Source organism: Enterococcus caccae ATCC BAA-1240, assembly GCF_000407145.1.
GTDB lineage: Bacteria > Bacillota > Bacilli > Lactobacillales > Enterococcaceae > Enterococcus_L > Enterococcus_L caccae.
Genome location: NZ_KE136472.1, coordinates 678876 through 700482 on the forward strand (window position 1 = coordinate 678876; position 21607 = coordinate 700482).

Annotated in this window: 22 protein-coding genes and 1 other RNA gene; 13 read left to right on the forward strand and 10 right to left on the reverse strand. The window is 34.3% G+C overall.

Features of this window, described 5'->3' with window-relative positions; all coding sequences use genetic code 11:
- Positions 1 to 171 precede the first annotated feature (171 nt).
- Positions 172 to 612 carry a MarR family winged helix-turn-helix transcriptional regulator gene (locus I580_RS03030; protein ID WP_010772782.1) on the forward strand — a complete coding sequence of 147 codons (441 nt, stop codon included), beginning with the start codon at positions 172 to 174 and terminating at the stop codon, positions 610 to 612.
- A 175-nt stretch (positions 613 to 787) separates the two neighbouring features.
- Complete coding sequence (locus I580_RS03035) at positions 788 to 1192, forward strand: organic hydroperoxide resistance protein (protein WP_010772781.1); 405 nt, start codon at positions 788 to 790, stop codon at positions 1190 to 1192.
- Between the two features lie 42 nt (positions 1193 to 1234).
- On the opposite strand, the gene I580_RS03040 is transcribed toward I580_RS03035, so the two are convergent.
- From I580_RS03040 to I580_RS03055, 4 genes are read right to left on the reverse strand one after another with little or no spacing between them, the layout of a single operon-like run.
- Positions 1235 to 1912 (reverse strand): DUF2238 domain-containing protein, encoded by a 678-nt coding sequence (locus I580_RS03040; RefSeq protein WP_010772780.1) that lies wholly within the window; start codon positions 1910 to 1912, stop codon positions 1235 to 1237.
- A gap of 42 nt (positions 1913 to 1954) precedes the next feature.
- Positions 1955 to 2434 carry a nucleoside 2-deoxyribosyltransferase gene (locus I580_RS03045; RefSeq protein WP_010772779.1) on the reverse strand — a complete coding sequence of 160 codons (480 nt, stop codon included), beginning with the start codon at positions 2432 to 2434 and terminating at the stop codon, positions 1955 to 1957.
- Between the two features lie 10 nt (positions 2435 to 2444).
- The gene (locus I580_RS03050) at positions 2445 to 2699 is read right to left on the reverse strand and encodes a DUF7662 domain-containing protein (protein WP_010772778.1); all 255 of its coding nucleotides are present in this window, start codon (positions 2697 to 2699) and stop codon (positions 2445 to 2447) included.
- Between the two features lie 38 nt (positions 2700 to 2737).
- Entirely contained in the window at positions 2738 to 3958 is a 1221-nt protein-coding gene (locus tag I580_RS03055; protein WP_010772777.1) for a GNAT family N-acetyltransferase, read from the reverse strand.
- Between the two features lie 469 nt (positions 3959 to 4427).
- Between I580_RS03055 and lepA the strand changes: the two genes are divergently transcribed.
- Both lepA and I580_RS03065 read left to right on the forward strand, forming a co-directional pair.
- Positions 4428 to 6263, forward strand: a complete 1836-nt coding sequence (gene lepA, locus I580_RS03060) for a translation elongation factor 4 (RefSeq protein WP_010772776.1) — start codon at positions 4428 to 4430, stop codon at positions 6261 to 6263.
- 883 nt (positions 6264 to 7146) lie between these two features.
- A complete protein-coding gene (locus tag I580_RS03065) occupies positions 7147 to 7347 on the forward strand; it encodes a cold-shock protein (protein ID WP_010772775.1) in 201 nt (66 codons plus the stop codon).
- A 684-nt stretch (positions 7348 to 8031) separates the two neighbouring features.
- On the opposite strand, the gene I580_RS03070 is transcribed toward I580_RS03065, so the two are convergent.
- Entirely contained in the window at positions 8032 to 9396 is a 1365-nt protein-coding gene (locus tag I580_RS03070) for a TrkH family potassium uptake protein (RefSeq protein ID WP_010772774.1), read from the reverse strand.
- Between the two features lie 240 nt (positions 9397 to 9636).
- Here I580_RS03070 and treP point away from each other — a divergent pair, with 240 nt between their 5' ends.
- Entirely contained in the window at positions 9637 to 11103 is a 1467-nt protein-coding gene (treP, locus tag I580_RS03075; RefSeq protein WP_010772773.1) for a PTS system trehalose-specific EIIBC component, read from the forward strand.
- Between the two features lie 247 nt (positions 11104 to 11350).
- Positions 11351 to 12355 (forward strand): nucleoid-associated protein, encoded by a 1005-nt coding sequence (locus tag I580_RS03080; protein WP_010772772.1) that lies wholly within the window; start codon positions 11351 to 11353, stop codon positions 12353 to 12355.
- Between the two features lie 43 nt (positions 12356 to 12398).
- Here I580_RS03080 and I580_RS03085 read toward each other — a convergent pair whose 3' ends face one another.
- Positions 12399 to 12761 (reverse strand): YxeA family protein, encoded by a 363-nt coding sequence (locus tag I580_RS03085; RefSeq protein ID WP_010772771.1) that lies wholly within the window; start codon positions 12759 to 12761, stop codon positions 12399 to 12401.
- Between the two features lie 181 nt (positions 12762 to 12942).
- Between I580_RS03085 and I580_RS03090 the strand changes: the two genes are divergently transcribed.
- Both I580_RS03090 and I580_RS03095 read left to right on the forward strand, forming a co-directional pair.
- Positions 12943 to 13647, forward strand: a complete 705-nt coding sequence (locus I580_RS03090; RefSeq protein ID WP_010772770.1) for a zinc metallopeptidase — start codon at positions 12943 to 12945, stop codon at positions 13645 to 13647.
- Positions 13648 to 13720: 73 nt separating this feature from the next.
- The gene (locus tag I580_RS03095) at positions 13721 to 14056 is read left to right on the forward strand and encodes a hypothetical protein (protein WP_010772769.1); all 336 of its coding nucleotides are present in this window, start codon (positions 13721 to 13723) and stop codon (positions 14054 to 14056) included.
- Between the two features lie 91 nt (positions 14057 to 14147).
- Here the strand turns inward: I580_RS03095 and I580_RS03100 are convergent, their stop codons facing one another.
- On the reverse strand, positions 14148 to 15011 hold the full coding sequence (locus I580_RS03100) for a helix-turn-helix domain-containing protein (RefSeq protein ID WP_010772768.1): 864 nt from the start codon (positions 15009 to 15011) through the stop codon (positions 14148 to 14150).
- Positions 15012 to 15072: 61 nt separating this feature from the next.
- On the opposite strand from I580_RS03100, the gene tadA reads away from it, so the two are divergent.
- Together tadA and ffs are read left to right on the forward strand one after the other, a co-directional pair.
- Positions 15073 to 15603, forward strand: coding sequence for a tRNA adenosine(34) deaminase TadA (gene tadA, locus I580_RS03105; RefSeq protein ID WP_034860366.1), 531 nt, complete (start codon positions 15073 to 15075; stop codon positions 15601 to 15603).
- Positions 15604 to 15643: 40 nt separating this feature from the next.
- Positions 15644 to 15728, forward strand: an RNA gene (gene ffs / locus I580_RS16655) — signal recognition particle sRNA small type.
- An 81-nt stretch (positions 15729 to 15809) separates the two neighbouring features.
- Here the strand turns inward: ffs and I580_RS17220 are convergent.
- Together I580_RS17220 and I580_RS17225 are read right to left on the reverse strand one after the other, a co-directional pair.
- Positions 15810 to 16196 carry a tyrosine-type recombinase/integrase gene (locus I580_RS17220; RefSeq protein ID WP_010772766.1) on the reverse strand — a complete coding sequence of 129 codons (387 nt, stop codon included), beginning with the start codon at positions 16194 to 16196 and terminating at the stop codon, positions 15810 to 15812.
- Between the two features lie 151 nt (positions 16197 to 16347).
- Positions 16348 to 16551, reverse strand: coding sequence for a hypothetical protein (locus I580_RS17225; protein WP_245558658.1), 204 nt, complete (start codon positions 16549 to 16551; stop codon positions 16348 to 16350).
- Between the two features lie 1733 nt (positions 16552 to 18284).
- Here I580_RS17225 and I580_RS16410 point away from each other — a divergent pair.
- Positions 18285 to 18734, forward strand: coding sequence for a hypothetical protein (locus tag I580_RS16410; protein ID WP_010772765.1), 450 nt, complete (start codon positions 18285 to 18287; stop codon positions 18732 to 18734).
- Positions 18735 to 18765: 31 nt separating this feature from the next.
- Here I580_RS16410 and I580_RS03125 read toward each other — a convergent pair whose 3' ends face one another.
- Complete coding sequence (locus I580_RS03125) at positions 18766 to 19263, reverse strand: hypothetical protein (protein WP_010772764.1); 498 nt, start codon at positions 19261 to 19263, stop codon at positions 18766 to 18768.
- Between the two features lie 202 nt (positions 19264 to 19465).
- On the opposite strand from I580_RS03125, the gene I580_RS17420 reads away from it, so the two are divergent.
- Positions 19466 to 19675: a RinA family phage transcriptional regulator gene (locus I580_RS17420; protein ID WP_010772763.1), complete on the forward strand. Its 210-nt coding sequence runs from the start codon at positions 19466 to 19468 to the stop codon at positions 19673 to 19675.
- Between the two features lie 692 nt (positions 19676 to 20367).
- Positions 20368 to 21477, forward strand: a complete 1110-nt coding sequence (locus tag I580_RS03135; protein ID WP_010772762.1) for a lysozyme — start codon at positions 20368 to 20370, stop codon at positions 21475 to 21477.
- Positions 21478 to 21607: the final 130 nt, after the last annotated feature.

Here is a 21607-nt window from a genome sequence, read left to right on the forward strand (position 1 = left end):
CTGAGAAAGAAGGAGCTACTTTTTTACAGTCGTTTATTCGGATTCTAAGTGGCTGAGACATAACGCGAAAAGTTATGTCTCAGCCACATTTTTTAAGTGTAAAAAATTGATTTTAAAAATGATATTGTGTAGAATCTAACTATTATAATAACAATTTAAAAGAGGGATCCAGTGGACAAAAAAAGCAGACGATTAGAAGAACAATTGTGTTTTTCTTTACAAACAGCTTCAAAACAATTCAATAGAATGTACGCTAAGGCATTAAAACCGTTTCAGTTAACTTATCCTCAATATTTAGTCTTGCTCGTTTTATGGGAATATTCAGATCAAAGGATCTCAGATATTGGCGAAAAACTAGCGCTTGATACAGGAACTTTGACTCCTATGTTGAAAAGGATGGAGAAAAATGGTTACATTCATCGCAATAGACTGCCTGAAGATGAACGAATCGTGATTGTTTCGCTTTCAGAAAAAGCGCTTCAATTAGAAACAGAGATCTATGATCAAGTACAAGGGTGTTTAAATCAGCTTGATTTCAATGAAAAAAAGTATTTTTCATTGATTGAACAAATCAACTCTTTAAGCAAGCAAATTAGTGAAATCAACCATTAAAATATACTACCGAAAAACTTCAAAAAGAAGGGGATGATTTAAATGCCAACTTTTTGGAGTTTTTTTAGAAGCAGAATTGAATGATATGAAGCAAATTATTGTACAGCAATAAAAATATTGTGTACAATTTAATTGTACGATACGGTTATGATAATAGGAATTGGAGGAAAGAATCATGAAAAAAATCTATTCAACAACAATCATCAATACAGGAGGAAGAGAAGGAGAAGTTTTCTCACCAGATAAATCATTTAGTTATCAAGTGACATCACCTGGTCCTCATCAAGAAAATAAAACAAATCCAGAACAACTATTTGCGGCTGCATACAGCTCTTGTTTTAACAGTGCTTTAGAACTTGTGATGGCGAAACAAAAAATTACATCAAAAAGCACAGTAAAAGCGACGGTTTCATTATTTAGTGATGAACAAACTGGTTTTCAAGTTGGGGTTGTCTTATCTGTTAAAATCGATGATGTTGATCGTGAAACAGCAGAAGAATTAGTTAAGGCAGCTCATGAAGTATGTCCATACTCAAAAGCAACAAGAGGAAATATTTCAGTTGAGTTAGAAGTAGAATAAATAAAAAACGACAACTTTAGAATGACTAAAGTTGTCGTTTTTTTATTTATTCACTTTTCTAAACGCATAAGCTTTAAAATAGTCTGGTTTGTGTCGTTGCGTGAAACTATAAACCGTTAAAATCAATGCACCGATCGTATTCGTAAATAAATCCCCCATCGTATCCATTAATGCTGCACGACCGATATAAGGCTGGCCTGCTTCTGTCATATATCGTTGTAAGTTCATATTCCCCAGTGAATCACAGAGGAATTCCCAGAACTCCCAGAAAACACCGCATAATCCAGCAAAAGCAAAGCCCATAATAATGAATAACCAAGGGCTTATTTTAGAAAAATCTGAGTCACGTAAACAATAGCCAATAATCGCATAACCCACAGCGACTAATAAAATTGGGCTGACTGCATGAAGAATTTTATCCCAAAATGGCACAATGATGATTAATCGTAAGCCAGTTCCTAGGAAAACGGCGATCCAAATGAAGAACCAATAATAAAGTCGGACCATTTTTGGAAAAACCAATCCAGTAAATTTTGTAAAAACAAATGGGACAAAAATCACAGCAATTCCTGCAATCATTTCAAACGTCAATAACACATATTGTTCCGTTGGTTGAACTACAAATGTTTTAACAATATTGACGAGTAACGTCATAACACCAAATACAAGTAAAAAATAAAAGGCACTTTTTTCTTGTTTATCCTCAAATTCCAATTTCATATAAAAGCCTCCAATATGCTTATATTATAATAAGCAAGTAAATTATTTGTTTAACTGTTCTTTGATTAAATCTAAAAATTCATGCTCAGAGCTGACGACAGTTCCATTTAATTTAACTAAACCTACAGTGTACAGGTTTAAATAGTGGAATTGATTTTCAGCCGTATCACCTAAAGCTGCAAGCTTTTTTTGATTATCAAAACCTTGTTGACGAGTATCTGTATATAAGGCAATCATTGGAATATTTTTAGCATAAGCAACACCGATTTCAGATGCTACACCAGCATCAATCGTAATACCATCTAAAATAGCTATAAGCAAATCACTTTCAAGAACTTTTTCAGTGTCAGCTAACGCAATCATTTTACTATCAGCATAGGCGGTTTTATCATTGATCGCACCATTTTCTTGCGGTAGATAAACCTCGATTGAATCATCTAATTCACGTATTTTTTTCACCATATATTCATTATAAAGTAGGTCTGCTTTTGCAAACATTGGTCCTGCAAAATAAATTTTCATTTTTTCACCTCTAAGGTAATCTTGTATTTTTTTTTTTCTGGAAAAAGACGAATTGATTAACTAAATCAACTTTATCAACTTGATAACCATAAGCAGCCCAAGCACTTGAAAAAGAATGCTCTTTTTTAGTCCACCAGGCACTATAAGTTTTAGCCAGTTCAGGTAGTACATGATTATAGGACATTTGTGCTTCTATTTCTGCAAATGATAATTGCATGTTTGGTGTTTTGGCTAGTAAGGTTGGAATAACAAGAAAATCATTCATAAAAATCATCCTTTATTAAGTAATCATTCGTACTATAATCAAAAATAATCGCTAAAGTATGCCTCTTGATCCGGTAAAATCCGTTCTAATGAATTCAATGTTTCCTTATCCGTATCCAAACGTTCGATTCGATGTAGGTAAGTCGGACGGCGATAATTCATCAAGACACAAGTCAAGGTTTGAATATCGATATGCACAGGTTGTCCTAACGGTTCATCTGTTACAGAAACTTGGTCATCTTCATCCCATAGTAAACTAAACACACCATTATTCCATTCAGCAACTGGATCGCTCACTACAAAATGAAACGGTTTTGCTGTACTAACATATGGATAAGCTAGCAGCATTTCCTTAACATCTACAATTCTGGCCATGTAATAAGGTTCGATCGTTTCCTTGATTTGGCTGTCATCTAATAAAAAGGCTAGTGGTTCATTTTTATAAATATCACCTTCAGCCCAATCAATCATTGAAAAATGGGCTGAAATAAAATTCCACAAGCCATTGCGTGCTTCTTGATTGATATAGAACATTTCTTTGATATGAAAAACATCTTCAGCTACCCAGTAAAAAAGTACACCTAACGGTTCTTGATTTGCGCCATAGTAAACAGCGGCAGTTCGTTCATCTTCATTTTCAAAACGCCAATATTCTTCCCAGTTAAATTCGCTGCGAATCAATGCACCATGATTTTGACGAGCAAATTTTGCGTAAACGGTAAACACATCTTCATGATCTACACTGACGCGTTCCACCATTCCAGGGATGGTTACTTGTTTAGGTAATTGGGTATCGCGTATCTTGAATGATAGTTTATCAGACATGATTTCCCAGCCTTTTCTACGGTAATAAGGAATACTATAGGGATAAAGGTAAGAAATCCATTGTTGATCGTCACGCATATTTTTAAGAGCAAGATGAATCAAATCCTGCATCAATCCATGATTGGCATATTCAGGATAGGTGCCAACACCGGTAATGCCGCCCATTTTGAAAATTTTTCCATGAATATTCACTTCACAAGGATAAATCGCAATTTGAGAAATCAGCTGTTCATCATGAAACCAACCAAATACTTTTGATTGTTCTAAAATAGGTTGCTTTGACTTAATCAATTCTTTTTTACTTTCGTAGCCGCTTTCTTCTAAATCTGCTTCCGTAAATTGGAAGACATAGCTCAATAATTCATTGAACTGATCCACATATTTTTCATCTACGGCTTTTAATTCTAAATTATCTCTGAACTCTTTTTGGTCCATTTTTCCATCTCCAATTAGTTTTGTATTTCCAGTATATCAAAAAAAATGGAATAAATAGAGAAATACTTACTAAGAATTGGTAAAGAAGCATTTCTAGCTGCGAATAGGAGTTGAGATGATGGAGTTAACAGAGGAAGTCAATCTGAAATATAGTGAAGAGCACTTTCTTCTTCATTATTTGTCTATCTGGTAGGAACGTGTTAAAGAGCTAAAACTCTTTTCGAGAGTATCTATTGCTAGGTATTGTGCAGACAGTCTTTTTTATTTTGGAAGCAGCGCGACATTACGGGCGAATAAAGCAACAGATTTGTAAAAGCCGTGAGTAAACACAGGAAAGTTCTTTAATTCTAGTAGAAATCTTGCTATAATGGGTAGTGCTGATTGAAAATGATCTGAGCGATGAGCGAATAAACTATTCAATGAAATCACAAGCTCATTCAGCTTTTCATAAAAGAAATGAGGACTATTAATGAATATAAATGAAATGAAGCAAAGACAAGAAAAAATTCGTAACTTTTCCATTATTGCTCATATTGACCACGGAAAATCAACACTTGCTGATCGGATTTTACAAAAAACCGAAACTGTGTCAGATCGTGAAATGCAAGATCAATTACTTGATGCGATGGATTTAGAGCGTGAACGCGGAATTACAATCAAGTTAAATGCAGTAGAATTAACATACACAGCGAAAGATGGTGAAGAGTACATCTTTCATTTGATCGATACTCCTGGACACGTGGATTTCACCTATGAAGTGTCGAGAAGTTTAGCTGCTTGTGAAGGGGCCATTCTAGTTGTTGATGCGGCTCAAGGAATTGAAGCACAAACATTAGCCAATGTTTATTTAGCTTTGGATAATGATTTGGAGATTATTCCAGTTATCAATAAAATCGATTTACCAGCAGCAGATCCTGAGCGTGTTCGTACAGAAATCGAAGATGTGATTGGGATCGATGCCAGTGATGCGGTTTTAGCAAGTGCTAAAGCGGGAATTGGGATTGAAGATATTTTGGAACAAATCGTTGATTTAGTTCCAGCACCAACTGGTGATCTTGAAGCACCATTAAAAGCACTGATTTTTGACTCAGTCTACGATAGTTATCGTGGGGTTATTTTGAATGTTCGGATCATGGATGGTGTTGTGAAACCTGGTGATAAGATCATGATGATGAATAATAATAAAACCTTTGAAGTAACTGATGTGGGAATCTTTTCACCAAAACCAATCAGTCGTGACTTTTTGATGGTTGGGGATGTTGGATATATTACAGCTGCAATTAAAACGGTTCGTGATACGCAAGTGGGGGACACTGTGACGTTAGCAAATAATCCTGCCAAAGAAGCGCTAGATGGTTATCGTAAGATGAATCCTATGGTTTATTGTGGACTGTATCCTATTGACAACTCTCGTTATGTTGAATTGCGTGAAGCTTTGGAAAAATTACAATTAAACGATGCGGCTTTGCAGTTTGAAGCAGAGTCTTCTCAAGCTTTAGGATTTGGTTATCGTTGTGGATTTCTAGGTTTACTGCATATGGATGTCATCCAAGAACGCTTGGAGCGAGAATTTAATCTTGATTTGATCACGACTGCGCCATCTGTAATTTATCATGTGACTAAAACGGACGGTACAAAAATCGTGGTTGATAATCCAGCGGAATTTCCAGATCAAAGTACTGTTGACTTTGTTGAAGAGCCATACGTTAAGGCAACAATTATGGTGCCGAATGAGTATGTTGGTGCTGTAATGGAAATTTCTCAACGCAAACGTGGTGAATTCGTGACAATGGATTATTTAGATGAATACCGAGTAAATGTTATTTACGATATGCCGTTATCGGAAATCGTGTATGATTTCTTTGATCGTTTAAAATCCGGTACAAAAGGGTATGCTTCATTAGATTATGAAATGATCGGTTATCGTAAGAGTAATCTATCTAAGATGGATATTTTACTAAACTCAGAAAAAGTCGATGCCTTAAGTTTTATTGTGCATAAAGATTTTGCTTTTGAACGTGGCAAAGTGATCGTTGAAAAGTTGAAAAAATTAATTCCTCGTCAACAGTTTGAAGTGCCGGTCCAAGCGGCTATCGGGCAAAAAATTGCGGCACGGTCAACAATCAAAGCATTGCGTAAAAACGTTTTAGCTAAGTGTTATGGTGGGGATATCTCACGGAAACGTAAACTGCTAGAAAAACAAAAAGATGGTAAAAAACGAATGAAACAAGTTGGTTCTGTTGAAGTTCCTCAAGAAGCCTTCATGGCAGTTCTGAAAATGGACGAAGACGAACCGAAGAAATAGTAACATTGAAAATTGTTTTGGAAAAGTCATTCACCCTGAACTTCTGTGGGCGGATGGCTTTTTGCATGCAGTATTTTTTGATAAAGCTCTTCAATAATTTCGGAAAATAGTATTCGTTTGTTATGTGACCAAATGATTCGTAGTATTTCCAATTCTAAACAATTAATTTTACACCAACGGATGATTAAAATATATTTGAGCGTATAGGGGAGACGAACATAATTTAATACGTAATTGACACAGCTGACAAAAAAACTTTCCCAAAACCGAAGAAGCATAGTGAGAAGAAAGTAAAAGTTTTACTAATAGTAAAAAAGGAAGTAGATGAACTTAAAAAGCTTCTAAAAATTCGGAAGCTATAGAAAAAGAAGGGTTTTCTTCAAATTCAACGATCTATATTAACAGCTTTATAGATAGAACGTCAGATTTTAAAAATACCTCAAATGTACGAGTTGTAAGTTTTTTAGAAGATCAAAGGATCACTGATTGAAGCTATGGAGGAAATACCAAATGGATATTCAAAGTTAAAGGATGTTTATAATATTTTTTGATTGCATGAATATGTATTATATAGTAAACTAAGTAGGTCTGAAAAATCAATACCTTAACAAATAACTATCCTTATCCCACCTTATATGAGGTGGGATTTTAATATTTAAGAGAAGTCGAGTCCGTGGAGGAAATGAATTAAATGAGTGTTTCCTCATAATTGGATAAAAAGGTATACTTTCAACTCATAACGTCGTATAATAACAAATGTAGTATAATTGTAATTGAAATTAATAGGTCATTTCATTCGTAAGGGTGTTTTAATTCCTCTTTTTTTTATCACAAAGGTATTGCAAAAATTAATCGTGCTAAAAGCACTAGGAGGAACACATTTATGAATACAGGTACAGTGAAATGGTTTAACGCAGACAAAGGTTTTGGTTTTATTACTCAAGATAACGGAACAGATTTATTCGCACATTTTTCAGCAATCCAAGGTGACGGATTTAAATCTTTAGACGAAGGCCAAAGCGTATCATTTGATATCGAAGAAGGTCAACGTGGACCACAAGCAACAAACATCGTAAAAAACTAATTAAAGACTTTCAGAACGATTCAATTAAATTGAATCGTTTTTTTGTGCAGTAATTATTGCTTTTTCAGAAAAAGTAATAATTGTAAAGTGTAAAAAAGTAAAAACAAATAGATATTTAAATTAAATAGTCCATTCTTTTTATTGATATTATGCATGAATAGTATTAATTTGAAATTTTCGAGGGTTATTAGTTGAAATTTTATTAATTTGACGGTATTATACTGTTATACCAACAACAACCCTTTTTATTTTTTCATTTTACTCTTTTAGAGTAAAACTCCTTTTCCCATCTTCTACTGAAGATGGGATTTTTAATTAGCCATAGACCTATTTTAAATAAGAATTTATTTTATTTAAAAATAAAAAAGAAAACGTTTTGATCTTTTTTTTGAAATAATTAAGAATGTCCAAGGGTTATTAGTTGATAATATTTAAAAAAAATAGTATTATAATTTCATACCAACAACAACCCTTTTTATTTTTTCATTTTACTCTTTAGAGTAAAACTCCTTTTCCCACCTTCAAAAGAGGTGGGATTTTTATGTACATTGAAAAATTTTTAAAACAATAAAAAGAGCGAGAAAAAATGCTTATTTCTGAAGCAACCCGTTGTCTCACTATTTATTCAATTAAAGAGAGCGGAACAAAACTGATCATTAGTTTTGTTCCGCTCTCTTTTTTATTCTATCCAATCATGACACTCTCATCTGGGTATTTAAATTTCGCTTGTTGCTTTTGCCCTTTTGTGAGTAATGAAAAACCAACAGTATAAATGCCTACCCGCCCAATGTACATCAATAACATAATGATAATTTTTCCAGCAATTGTGAGGTCTGGTGTCAAGCCCATAGTCAATCCAACAGTACCGAATGCAGAAAATACTTCAAAAGCGACATACTCTATACCAGAAGATTCTGGAATATTTTCAGTAATCGTCAAGAGCATGATTGAGAGGACACATAAGGTCAAGGTGATGAAAAATAAGGTTAAAGCACGAAATACTGTGCTGTTTCTAATCGTACGTCCTTGGAATTCTGCTCGTGTCCGACCTTTAAAAATTGAAACGATTTGAATGATCAATACAGCAAAGGTGGTTGTTTTAAGACCGCCGGCAGTAGAGCCAGATGTTCCGCCTATATACATCAAAAAGATTGTAGTGATCAAACCAGCATTTGTCATTTGCATATAATCGATCGAGTAATAACCAGCGGTTCTTGGTGTAACGGACATGAAAAATGTATTAGCTAATCGATCAATAAAACTTGTCCCTGTTGTCAAATTGCTTGCATTGTGTTCAGTAATGAAAAAAATGATGAAAGCGCCAATCAATAAAGAAGCAGTAGTAATCAATGCGATTTTTGTATGCAAAGAAAACTTCCTCTTTTCTTTAAAACGTAGTAAATCTTGCCAAACGATAAAACCAAGACCACCAGAAATAATTAAAGCGGCTATTACGAGTAAAACATAAGGTTTTGCTTGATAAGGCGTTAAACTATCCCCTAATAAATCGAATCCCGCATTACAAAAACTAGAAATAGAATGAAATAGCCCAAAGAAAAGACCTTTCTTCCAACCAAATTCAGGAACAAACTCGATAGATAGCAATATAGCTCCAGCTAATTGAATGACAGCAGCTAATTTGACGACATACATCATCAGTCGAAAGGCTCCCGACATGTCATCAAGATTCAGTGCCTCTCGCAATAATATTCGAGTACTTAATGTTATTTTTCTACGTAAGATAAAATATAGAATGACTGGCATAGTCATAAAACCTAAACCACCGATTTCAATCAAGAGCATGATAACCAATTGACCGTAAGCATTCCAGTGCAGAGCCGTATTAAGTGTCGTCAAACCAGTTACACAAACGGCAGAAACTGCTGTGAATAGGGCATCAATAAAAGGTGTGGCATTCCCACTACGAGAAAAAATAGGTAGGGATAGTAGTGTACCTCCCAAAAAAATCAGGACCATAAATCCTAGTGCTAAAACCTGAACAGCTGATAATCGCTTTTTTACTCTAATGGTAAGCTTATTTTTTTTCATTTTATCCTCTATCAAAACAGCTACGTTGGGTAGTTGTTTTATTTCTATTTGATAAATTCAAGTGTACCATTTTGTGAAATAATTTCCAGTATTTTGAAATAGTGTGTAGATCTTTGGTTTTTGGTTTAGAATAAAAAATTTATTTTTTAAAAAGAAAACGCTTGTAAAAATCTCAATAATAAAGTATTATACAAATACAATATAATTGTATATACAAGTTACCGGAGAGGAGCAAAGAAGATGGGTAAGTTTCAAGAAGATGCAAAACAACTGTTAGAAAATGTAGGGGGGAAGGAGAATATTGCTGCGGTTTCTCACTGTGCAACACGGATGCGATTTGTACTTAATGATCCAAGCAAAGCCGATACAGCTGCGATTGAGAAAATTCCATCTGTAAAAGGAACGTTTACAAATGCTGGACAGTTTCAAGTTATTATTGGGAACGAAGTACCACAATTTTATAATGAGTTTTCTTCTATTTCAGGAGTTGAAGGCGTTTCCAAAGAGCAAGGGAAAGCCGCTGCTAAACAAAATCTTAATCCAGTACAACGAGCAATTTCGGTTTTAGCAGAAATCTTTACACCGTTAATTCCAGCTTTGGTTATTGGTGGATTGATACTAGGTTTTCGTAATGTATTGGAAGGGATTCCATTCAGCTTTTTAGATGGACAGAAGATTGTAGAAGTTTCACAATTTTGGAGTGGAGTGAATTCGTTTTTATGGTTGATAGGTGAAGCGATTTTCCAATTCTTACCAGTAGGTATTACTTGGAGTATTACTAAAAAAATGGGAACAACTCAGATACTGGGGATTGTTTTAGGTATCACGTTAGTATCACCGCAATTATTAAATGCTTATTCTGTGGCAAGTACGGCAGCCGCCGACATTCCATTTTGGGATTTTGGCTTTGCTCAAGTAAATATGATTGGCTACCAAGCCCAAGTTATCCCAGCAATGTTGGCTGGATTTTTACTGGCTTACCTAGAAATATTTTTCAGAAAAGTGATACCGCAAGCAGTTTCGATGATCTTTGTTCCGCTATTTGCATTAGTACCAACTGTTATTGCAGCTCATGTAATTTTAGGGCCGATTGGTTGGACTATAGGAAGTTGGATTTCAGATATCGTAAATGCAGGATTAACCTCTTCTCTTAACTGGTTATTCGGAGCTGTGTTTGGTTTTATGTATGCTCCTTTGGTTATTACCGGTTTGCATCATATGACCAATGCTATTGATTTACAATTAATCGCCGATTTCCAATCAACAAATTTATGGCCGATGATTGCATTATCAAATATTGCACAAGGTTCAGCAGTATTAGCGGTTGTTTTTATGCATAGAGGAAATAAAGATGAAGAACAAGTTTCAATTCCAGCTATGATATCTTGTTATCTGGGTGTTACAGAGCCAGCAATGTTTGGGATTAATTTGAAATATATTTATCCGTTTGTTGCGGGGATGATTGGATCAGCATGCGCCGGTTTATTCTCTACCTTATTTGATGTAAAAGCCATCAGTATTGGTGTTGGCGGATTACCAGGTATTTTGTCGATTGTTCCGCAGTACTATTTACCATTTTTAGGAGCAATGTTGATTGCTGTCGTTGTTCCATTTAGCCTAACTTACATTTTTAGAACAAAGGGTATTTTCAATAAACTGGATCCTGTTGATGAAGCAACTGGAAAATTGTTTGTTGAAGAGACTTAAATAGAAACGTTGAATGGAAACGATTTGTGTTTGACTAAAGCAAGGCAAGAAATTGTGACCTTGCTTTTTTTGATGGAATGATTCCACATATAAATTCCTTATTTTTTAAAACTAAGCGGATTTGTTCCGCCATTTTACTGATCTGATAAAAGATGAATAAATCCATTCTGCTTTTCTAATAAAATAGTTGGCATTTTTGGTTCTTTCAGGTAGACTAAATAAGGCTTAAGAAAAGGGAGAATGACAGATGGATATTTATTTAAAGAGTGCAATATTACACATTATTGATCGTGAAACTGGGACGCCAGTATTTTCAGCGAAGGAATTAGATCTGACGACTGAATATATTCGTGTTTATTTGACGAGCAAAATCACAAAGCTTTCAACAGCTCAAACGAAAACGGGTATTTTGGCTGAAGAGAGTACCTTTGTTGATAAAATGAGGGGGATTCCTAATGACTTTGTCCAAAAAAGTCAGCAATTAGCGCAGCATTGGTATGATGTTTATTCAGGTAGTGAAGATGCACCAAGTGCGGACGTTCTTTTTATTTTATATGAATTAGATACCGTGATGCATTTAGCAATGATTAAACTAAATTATAAAGAAAGTTATACGCATTACGTTGATTACGAAGACGAAGCCGTTTACAACAAACTAATCATCAATCGAGCAATTTTACCTTCAAAATCGCAAAAACCAGATGAGGGAATGACCGTTAATCTAGACACCTTAGCATATGAGCTGTTGGAGAAACGTTATGAGTTTTCAGGTGAAAAAGTCTGGTATTTTTCAGAGAAAGTGATTGAATCTCAACCAGCACCATCTATTGAAGAAAATATGAAAGAAATCAAAAAAGCAGTAAAACGGATTGGTAAAAAATTTAACGAAGATGAATTTGAATTGATTGCCTCTGTGAAAGAAGCTGTATATGAAAGTATTGAAGAGACTGGTACAATCGATAATGAGCAAGTCGCAGAGCTAGTTTTTAAAGAGAATATTTCTGCCAGAATGGCTTATCAAGATGAAGTCAACGAATCAAAATTTGTCGATAAAACACCGCCAGTTCGTGAAGCAAGAGAAATTTCAGAGAAAAAATTTGGTAAACAAAAATTGAAAATGAGTAATGGAATTGAGTTGATCGTTCCACTGGAAGTTTATCGAAATGGGGATTTAATTGAATTTGTTAATAACCCTGATGGAACAGTATCAATCGTTTTAAAAAATATTGAAAAAATTAGTAATCAATTATAATAAAATCCCTGCATCAAAGTGAATGCAGGGATTTTATTATAATTTAATTTAAAGCTGCCAATTTTTCAAGTGCTTTTTCTGGCACTTCTTTTTCAGGAACTTCTTCCCAACTAAGAACGCCTTTTCTAGGATTTACTTTCAATTTTAAATAGGCGTTGATTCGTAAAGGTTTATTTCTGATCTCATATGTTTTTTGAACAGTCTTTTCTCCTTGTTTACTATAGGCAGTTTGCGTATAGTTATATTGCGTGTATTTGTCACCGTTATCGAATTTACCAGTTGTTACTTCAGTTGGTGTTCCGACACGGGTATAATAGTCTTTTCCGCCAAAATAATAATTGTAACCAAACCAAACACCAACCGTTAAAAGGACGAATGGTAAGAGAAACGATAAGAATTTTTTCATTTTAGTCACCTCTTACCTGTAGTATGCCTTTTTTTTAGCTAGAATGCCATTGAATTGTCTTAAAACAATGTGACAGTTTTGTTAGAAAGTCGATGTTAGAGTTCATAAATTCGTCAAGTTATAGTTACACTTTTTTTAGAAACTCATGATACAATATAGAAAAGAATAAGGAGGGGTAAAAATGATACCTTTTTACGCAGTATTTGATCCAACCTACATTTTGGTGATTGTGGGATTACTAATTTCAATGGCTGCATCAGCTTTCGTAAATAGTACCTTTAAAAAATATGATAAAATTCAAAGTAGAAATAATATCACGGGGACAAAAGCTGCACAATTTATTTTAGAAAAAGAACATATCAATAATGTAGGTGTCCAGCAAATTGCAGGAGACTTAACGGACAATTACAATTCCAACACTAAACTATTAAGTTTGTCTGAAGCAACAGCTCAGTCGACATCAGTTGCGGCAATTGGAGTTGCTGCTCATGAATGTGGGCATGCAGTACAAGATCATACTGGATATAGCCCATTAAAAATTCGTGCGGCAATCGTTCCAGTAGCGAACTTTGGTTCAGCCTTGTCATTTCCAATTATTTTGGTAGGTGTCTTGCTTAGCTGGAATCAAACATTGATCAATATTGGGATTTTGGCATTTTCACTGGCCTTACTGTTCCAACTAGTTACGTTACCAGTGGAATTTAATGCTTCACGCAGAGCATTAAAAATTTTATCTGATGGGAATATCTTGACAGAAGAAGAAGTTCCAATGGCAAGGAAAGTCTTATTTGCAGCTGCGTTGACTTATGTGGCAGCAGCTTTAGCTACGTTTTTACAATTACTTCGCTTGATTATTTTATTTGGTGGAAATAATCGACGAGATTAAAATTTTGTTTTATTACCTCAATTTTTCAGAGTATGTTATCATAAGAATAGATAGTATAAGGGAGCTGAAAAGAATGAAAACATCAACAAAAATAAGTATTGGTCTAAGTGTTGCCGCGGTAGCGGGCGTATCAGTTGCAGTGATTGCTTCTGAAAAAATCGTTAAAAAAGTTTACCATGTATCAAATCGTTTTAAAGCGAAAAAATTTGTGAATGATAAATTTGGCGGTAATGAGAAGTTACTAGGAATTGTCGATGATCTGTCTGATGATGATCTTGATTCTATGATGAATGTTTTAGGGAAAGTCAAAGATGGCAGAAAGAAAATTTCTTGTTGCGGAGAATCTTTGAAAGATAATACAGAGAATTTAAAAGATCGTTTAGTTAGCTTCGTTGAAGAAATGATGTAAAATTAGAACATGATAATAGCCATTTAGGTGTGAATAAGGACAAAAAGCACATGATGTAGAACATACATTATGTGCTTTTTGTCGAAATAGTTTATTTTTCTTGTTTGGTGATTAATAAATAACAAAAAACAAGATCGTCCATTTTTTTTAAAGAAAGCCCTGTTTGCTCATAAAATTTTTCCAATCGATAATGAAGCGTGTTTCGATGCATATATAAATCTTTGGCAGCAGAACTGATATTTCCTTGATTACGCCAAAGTGAAAGAATGATCTGTTGAAACTCATTGGTTAGAACCAGTTGTGTGCTAAACGTTTGAACGATTTTACTCTGTTTCATCGTTTCCTTAGTGAAATAATGTAATGCTACATCAGGTAAAGCAAAAGTTGTTTTTCCACGAAGGCTCTCCAATTCTTGCTTAAAAATAGACTGTTCTTCTTCAAATAACATAGGGAAATGCTCGTTTGCTGAGAAAAAATTGCCTACAAAGGCTGTCGTTGAAGAATCAAAATCAGCATCTAAAGTTAAAAATATACTTTGAAGCTCTTCCAAGGTATAGTGATTTTTAGCATATTTTTCGATTAAAGCGCCATCATTTTTGCTAGTAAAAAAAAAGTCTACTAGATTAGGAAAAATTTCAGTGATACTATTTTCCCATTCCGATTGTAAAAAGGCCTTAGGTTTTTTTATTTGAAAATGTATTACTCGAAATAAACCTTCAACATCGAGCATAACTTGATTAAACAGATAGTTGTACCAAGGATGTTTTTTTTGATCCACAAACTGATCTTTTGCGGGAAAAATTTTCTCCAGAAGTCGTATTTCTGTCTCATGTAACAACTTTTTAGGGATGACAAAATAGTTTCCGTCAATAGGTAATGAAAGAGTTTCGCTTGTCGCTTTTTTTTGTTGTATTTTTCCTGCAGGATATAATTCAATTAATTCTTCAATTGTCATAGACACACCTCACTCATTTATTGTACCATGAATAGGATAAAAAGGTTTAACGATAACGGAGATGAAAGGCGGAAATCGCTTGAACGAAAAGACAAGCAGTCTAACAATAGATGAAAAAGAAACGTTTATGCTAGAAGCAATCAAGGAAGCTAAAAAAGCGGAAGCAATTAAAGAAGTCCCAATAGGAGCAATTGTTGTATTAGATGGTCAAATAATTGGTCGTGGGCATAATCTTAGAGAAGAAAGCCAAGATGCTACAGCGCATGCCGAAATGTATGCAATCAAGCAGGCTTGTGCAACAATTGAAAATTGGCGTTTAGAACGTGCTCAGCTATTTGTGACATTAGAGCCGTGTCCGATGTGCAGTGGCGCCATGATTTTATCTAGAGTCGCTGAAGTTTACTATGGTGCAAAGGATCCAAAAGGTGGTACTGCTGGAACCTTAATGAATTTATTATCAGATGACCGATTCAATCATGTGGCATATGTGGAAACGGGCATTTTAGAGCAAGAATGTAGTGAAATACTCTCGAAGTTCTTTAAAAAACTAAGACAAGAAAAGAAATCTTTAAAAATTCAAAAGAAAGACTAGCCAAGCACTCAAAAATGCGGTATACTAAATCTTGCCGAAAGGCTAGGACAATGGTGGGCTTACGAAGCGTGTCAGATCCGGAAGGAAGCAGCACTAAGTAGGTGCCGCCATGTGTCTGAATTGAATGTAATTATACCAAGGCTGAGAAGCCTTTTTTATTTTGTTTAAATGTGAAAATGGGCAAAAAAGGGGCAAGACTGATAAGTTTAAATCTCAATAAAATCTAACTTATCAACAACGCTTGCCTTTGATTTTTTTGTCACATGAGTGTATATTTTCATGGTTGTATCAACGTCTGAGTGTCCAACTCTCTCCATGATTGTCTTAATGTTAACGTCCAGTTCCGCCAATAAAGATATATGTGAATGCCTGAAAATATGGCTAGATATATTTTTGTTGATCCATTCATTACCTAGTTTTTCATTCGCTGTTTTCAGTGCAGTGTTAAAGGAGTTCAACTGGTTTGGTTTACCAGTTTTTCCGACGAATAGGTATTTTGTTTCATTGTTAAATTTTACTTCTTGCTCTATTAAAAGCTCTGTTAATATTTTAACTACTCGGCTTGAAATCCCTATAGTACGGAAAGAAGACATAGTTTTAGGTAACTGTTTTTTTGCTTCTTTATATCCGCTTGAATAGTCTAGAGTCCCATTTATATCGATAGACTTGTTTTTTTAGGTTTATTTCATTTCTGGTAATGCTGACGGTTTCTCCAAAACGTACTTCCAGTTAAATACATTAAACTCAGCTAACCTTTAACCTTGCCATAGATGTGCTTTGGTGGGTAGAATTTAGCATATCAAGAAGCTTCTTCATTTCCTCTTTTTCTAAATATTTGTCAGAAGTACTGTCGGGTGTATCAATCGTAGTTGCAGGTTTTGGAACAGTTACTCTTTTGAGTGGGGTGATTGTTACATACTCCATGTTTAATGCATAGTCAAAAGCCATATTTAAAACACTTTTTGAACTTTTTAGAGTATTCAAAAGAATGGGGAGACTAGATATAAAAGTTTGAAAAAATTTAGTATCTGTATTTCTAATCAATGCATCAGTTTTAATATAATTAATAATCTTTTGATATGCAACGACTGAAGATGGGCGTACAGTGACTTTGTGTTGTTTCCATCACTCATCTAATAAATTATCGAGTTTTAAATTGGATTTAGTTTTATCATTTAGGGTGTTCGTTATTTTGGCATCGAGTTCCTTTTGTGCTTATTTTTCTGCTTGATTAGACTTTGAATTAAGTGTTACAGATACTCGTTTGCTCTTTTCGATATAAGGATCTATATTGCGTTATATATATTTGTGCTTTCCATTTGGCAGTTCTTCCATTCACATATTTATCACTCCTATGTATAATATGTAGTAACTAAAATTTTGTTTATCTGTTACATGTATATTTTTTGCATCCGCTCAGTCTCTGCAAGATTGAGGGGAGATGCTTTTTTATTTTATTACATTATTTCGATTTAAAAAGTTTACCACATTCTGTGTAAAAGAACTCTCTACTTTTACTATCACTTAACCCCGTGACTATTGCTGACGTTCCTGCTGGCATTATTTCCATCGCGATATTGCCTTTAGTTTTTTTTGATTTTCTTTTCTTTGTGATTGAATACAGTGAACGGCTTTAAAGGATTGATATTTAGTGAACTTGATTTCTAGGTCTTTTTAATGTTTGTATCTGTATCAACTAATTGGATTTTTGAAGACTTACAACTGGGACATTTTAACTTATCCATAATTGATTACCTATCCTCGTTTTATATTTGTTACAAATTGATTATATAATTAGGTGGATATGTTATCTATTGCATTTATTAGAATAAAATGGAATAATATGCGAAATTATTTAACGTATGTTATACATAGGGTGGTATATTATTTTCAATAACAGGATTTATTTTAAGAAATATATCTAAATTATATGCATTTTATGTATTATATTGTAGTGTATCTACATGTGCAGAATTACACACATCGTACATAGTCACACATTTACTAACATAAAGGAGTAAATCATGTTTAAGAAACAAACTAGAAAAGGAAACTTTATCAAAGAAAGACGTGATCAGCTATTGATTAGTTAGTAAAAACTTGCTGAAAAAGTGAAAAGTATGGCACTAAAAGAAATATACATTGGAAAACAATACGATAGATTGAAGATGATAGGTGTGTCCCAAGTTTGAAATTAGGTATGCTTATAGCTGAGGCGCTTGATACCAGTGTTGAACGGATATTTAAGATGAACTAGGTAGAAAAAAATACCTAGTTTTTTTTATTTTGTTTATTTCTGGAAGCTATTCTTTTTTCGTTTGTGTCAGTTATTGAGATTTCAAAAGAATCCAATTCATTGATATCGTGATATTCTATTGGAACATTACTAAAATCTATTTTGAATTCATCATATTCTATGATTGATCCTTTCGAAATAGTGTGATAGCTAATTGCTTCTAGAACAAACTCTCGAGTATACTTAAACGCTTCTGAAATACCTTTAATTGTTATTACGTCTTGCGTATGTTGATAGCACAAGGAGTTTTGGACAACAAAAAAGCCTAGAGAATAAACTCTAGGCAACCACACTTAAGAACACTAGGTCCGAGCGGTGATCGCTCAATAATTAGTGTATTAAATGTGGAGTAGGATTACAAACGTTTTTTAGAGTAGGAATTGCTATGTCAGAAAAATTCCGTTACTTTATTTGTGATGATGAAATGTCAAGAATAGAGGATATTATTTCAGAGATAAACAGTAGTGTTGCTGGCGATGATATAGAAGTTCGAGATATACTTGATTCTGGTATAGGTGAAAAATACTTTTACGCCTATATTGAGTTAGCTAGAAATATGATTATGTCGTTTGAAAAGGATGACCCTAAACCACCTTTTGCGGTCGGTAAGTATTACAGTTATAGAAACGCATATAGCACAACTATTTTTAAAGTAACGGAAATAGAAGATGCTACTTGTGTTTGGGTAAAGGAATATAACGAAAAAGAAAAAACTATTTTAACTAAGATAGAATTCGGAGTAAATACTGATAGAGCTGTACATTTAAAACCAGCAACCGCCGAACAGATAGCGGAGTTTAAACGAGCCGAAGAACTACGGGAGGTGGAAGAATAAAAAAGAGCCTTATTAAAAGCTCTTGGGGGAATTAAATCGAAGCTGAATAAAATGTTGACGTTTTTTCAATTATATTTTCGCTAGTTCCAAATCTAGAAACGGGTAGTTTATAACTATATCTGTAAGTAATTCTAACAAGTCTGTGCATTTCGTTATTGTAAAAATTTGTTACGCTTATATTTCCATCAGCATCAAGCATTTCTTCTGAGGGTACATCAATCCATTCTGAATCATTGCCATAATAAGAAGACTTTATCTGGAATGTCATATCAACTTCACTAGGATCTACAGAATTTCCGTTAGGGTCAGTCACATTGGTAATAGCTGATTTGGGATCGAATATACGGCGTTTTAGGTTAGCTGAAGAGATAATTTCTAAACTGGCTTTGTCATCTACTTGTTGCGAACCTAAGTCTATTAAGTCCTTGATGTCAATAGCGCCAGTTGCAAACGCAACTGTTGTACCAGTAAGTATAACAACCAAAGTACTAAGAACAACAACAATACCAACAAATTTCTTTTTTAACATAATTTAACCACCTTTATATTTTATAACAAAATTATATCGCAATTAGATAACAAAAGATATAAAAAATCAAACGAAAGGACCGAGTAGGGATGGATCAAGCATATGGATACACTTAAATGTGAATCAATTATATAAAAGATTACGCTAAAACAATGCGGATTACTATAAAACATATGAATATATCAAGTAGCGTGAGGACTAGTTGCGTCATTCTCACCGAGAGTCTGATCTTAACGGAGATATAAAAGGGACCAAGGCGAGTTATGACAATCAGGTTAAGTTGATGATTATGATTGAGCAGGATAAGAAATTAACTAACCTAGAACGCAACAAGCAAGTAGTCTGTAATGCAATTGATAACTCTGATAAAGAGACAAGGACAATTATTCATGAACTTTATTTAGTAAAATGACCAGTATACACGATGGACGACCAACTACAAAGCGGTAAAGTTTTTTGTAGTAAAAGTACAGCACAACGATTGCGAACTGAATTTTTTGAAGAAATAGCTAATGCTTTAAATCTCGACATATGAAGATGGCACAAAAATGGCGCCAATCTATATAGATATAATAATATATTGATATTATGAAATACTAAGATAAACCATCCGATGCAAACAATTACACAACTATCTTCCCTGTTTAAACGAAAGTGGTATTGCTTTGGTTGGCTATCGAAATACCTAGTTACAGCCTGTGAGTGTTTTACATAAAACGTAACCCCTTTAGCGCCGGATGTGTGAGGACGTTATAAAAAGTTTTCTGTGATACATTGGTAAGCTTCTGCACATGAGATTATCAATTAAAGCATTACAGAACAAACAGTTACTAGCATATTTTTTATTGGGTAGTTTTTTTAGCTAGTAGATACGTAGCAACCGAGGTTGTGGTTCGTGGGTTTGAGGTAGTTTACTCAAGCGGATGTATAGGTTGCTTAATTAGATATTACTTGTCTGGTCGCAAGTTTATATAGTCATCGCTTATGCGGTGGCATTTTATGTTGGGATATTTATGACTGAATTGTGATAGTTTTTATAGATAAATGTACCTTATACTAATGTTGTAAGATCTTACAAAAACAAAAGTTAGGAGGTAATAACATATGGCAAAAACAATCGGAGAAGTAAGGAGTTTTCTCGACAGTCTCATTGGTAAAATAACTGTCGATAAATCTGATTCTGGACTAAACGGGCAGTGCGTGAGTTTGATTAAGAATTTACTTGAATTCGTTGGAGCGCCTAATCCATACGCTGCGCGAGGAAATGCTAAAGACATTCCAAACACATATGTTTCTCAAGGGATTGCAAAAGTTGGTAGCGGTACACTCAACATAGCAGTCAATAGAAATGGTGGCGGTGGCTATGGACACGTATGGATAAAAATCGGTTCTGATAGTTGGCAAGCAAATTGGAATGGATTCGCTGTCAAGAAGAATGTCGGAGAAGTTGCTGTTACAGATATTTTAAATCTAGATCAATGGATTTCAACTAGCAACACAACAAATCCTGAAGGGAAAGCAACTACTTTAGGTACTAAAGGTGAAGCGTTAATCAAAAAATTTGAAGGATGTAGACTTACAGCGTACGATCTTGGGGATGGAATGATTACCATTGGTTGGGGACATGCAGAACCAAAAGGACAAACAAGTTTAGTCGCTGGGGTAACAACATGGTCTCAAGCTCAAGCAGATGGGCAGTTTAAGAAAGATATAGCAGGCTATGTAAATGCGGTAAATAGCTACTTTACTCGTTTTTTTAATCAAAATCAGTTCGATGCGATGGTAAGCTTTACCTATAATTGTGGTACAGGAGTCTTTGAAAGAGACAATTGGGATAAGAATGCTTCAAATAGTTATGTTACGGAGTCAATCGCTAATTACATTAATAAAGGAACGATATTTGAAGAAGGATTAAGACGCCGTCGTCAAGAAGAAATTAATTTATTTAACACTCCAGTAAATGGTAACGATGTAACGATAAAGAAGGGGGAAGAAGATATGATGTTTGTTTATACTAAAGTTTTAAAAACTGGTGGAGCAGAGGTTTGGTTCGTAAATGGAGGTACACGTATTTATTTACCAACGAACACACATGTTAGAGAAGCAAATGATTTAGTAAGACGTTATGGTGGTTCGGAAAACCTAACGACTTATAATTATGATAATTTTGGTTTAAGAATGATCGAATTGAGTACGACAGTTGTTAAGTTTTGATTCGAAAGTTTTATGTAACTTTATTTGCAAAGGAGACAGCTTAACTGCTATCTCCTTTTCTTGTACCCAAAATTTTATCCATAACAAACCGTCATTCGTGGCGGTTGTTTTAGTTTAAGAGAGGGAGGCG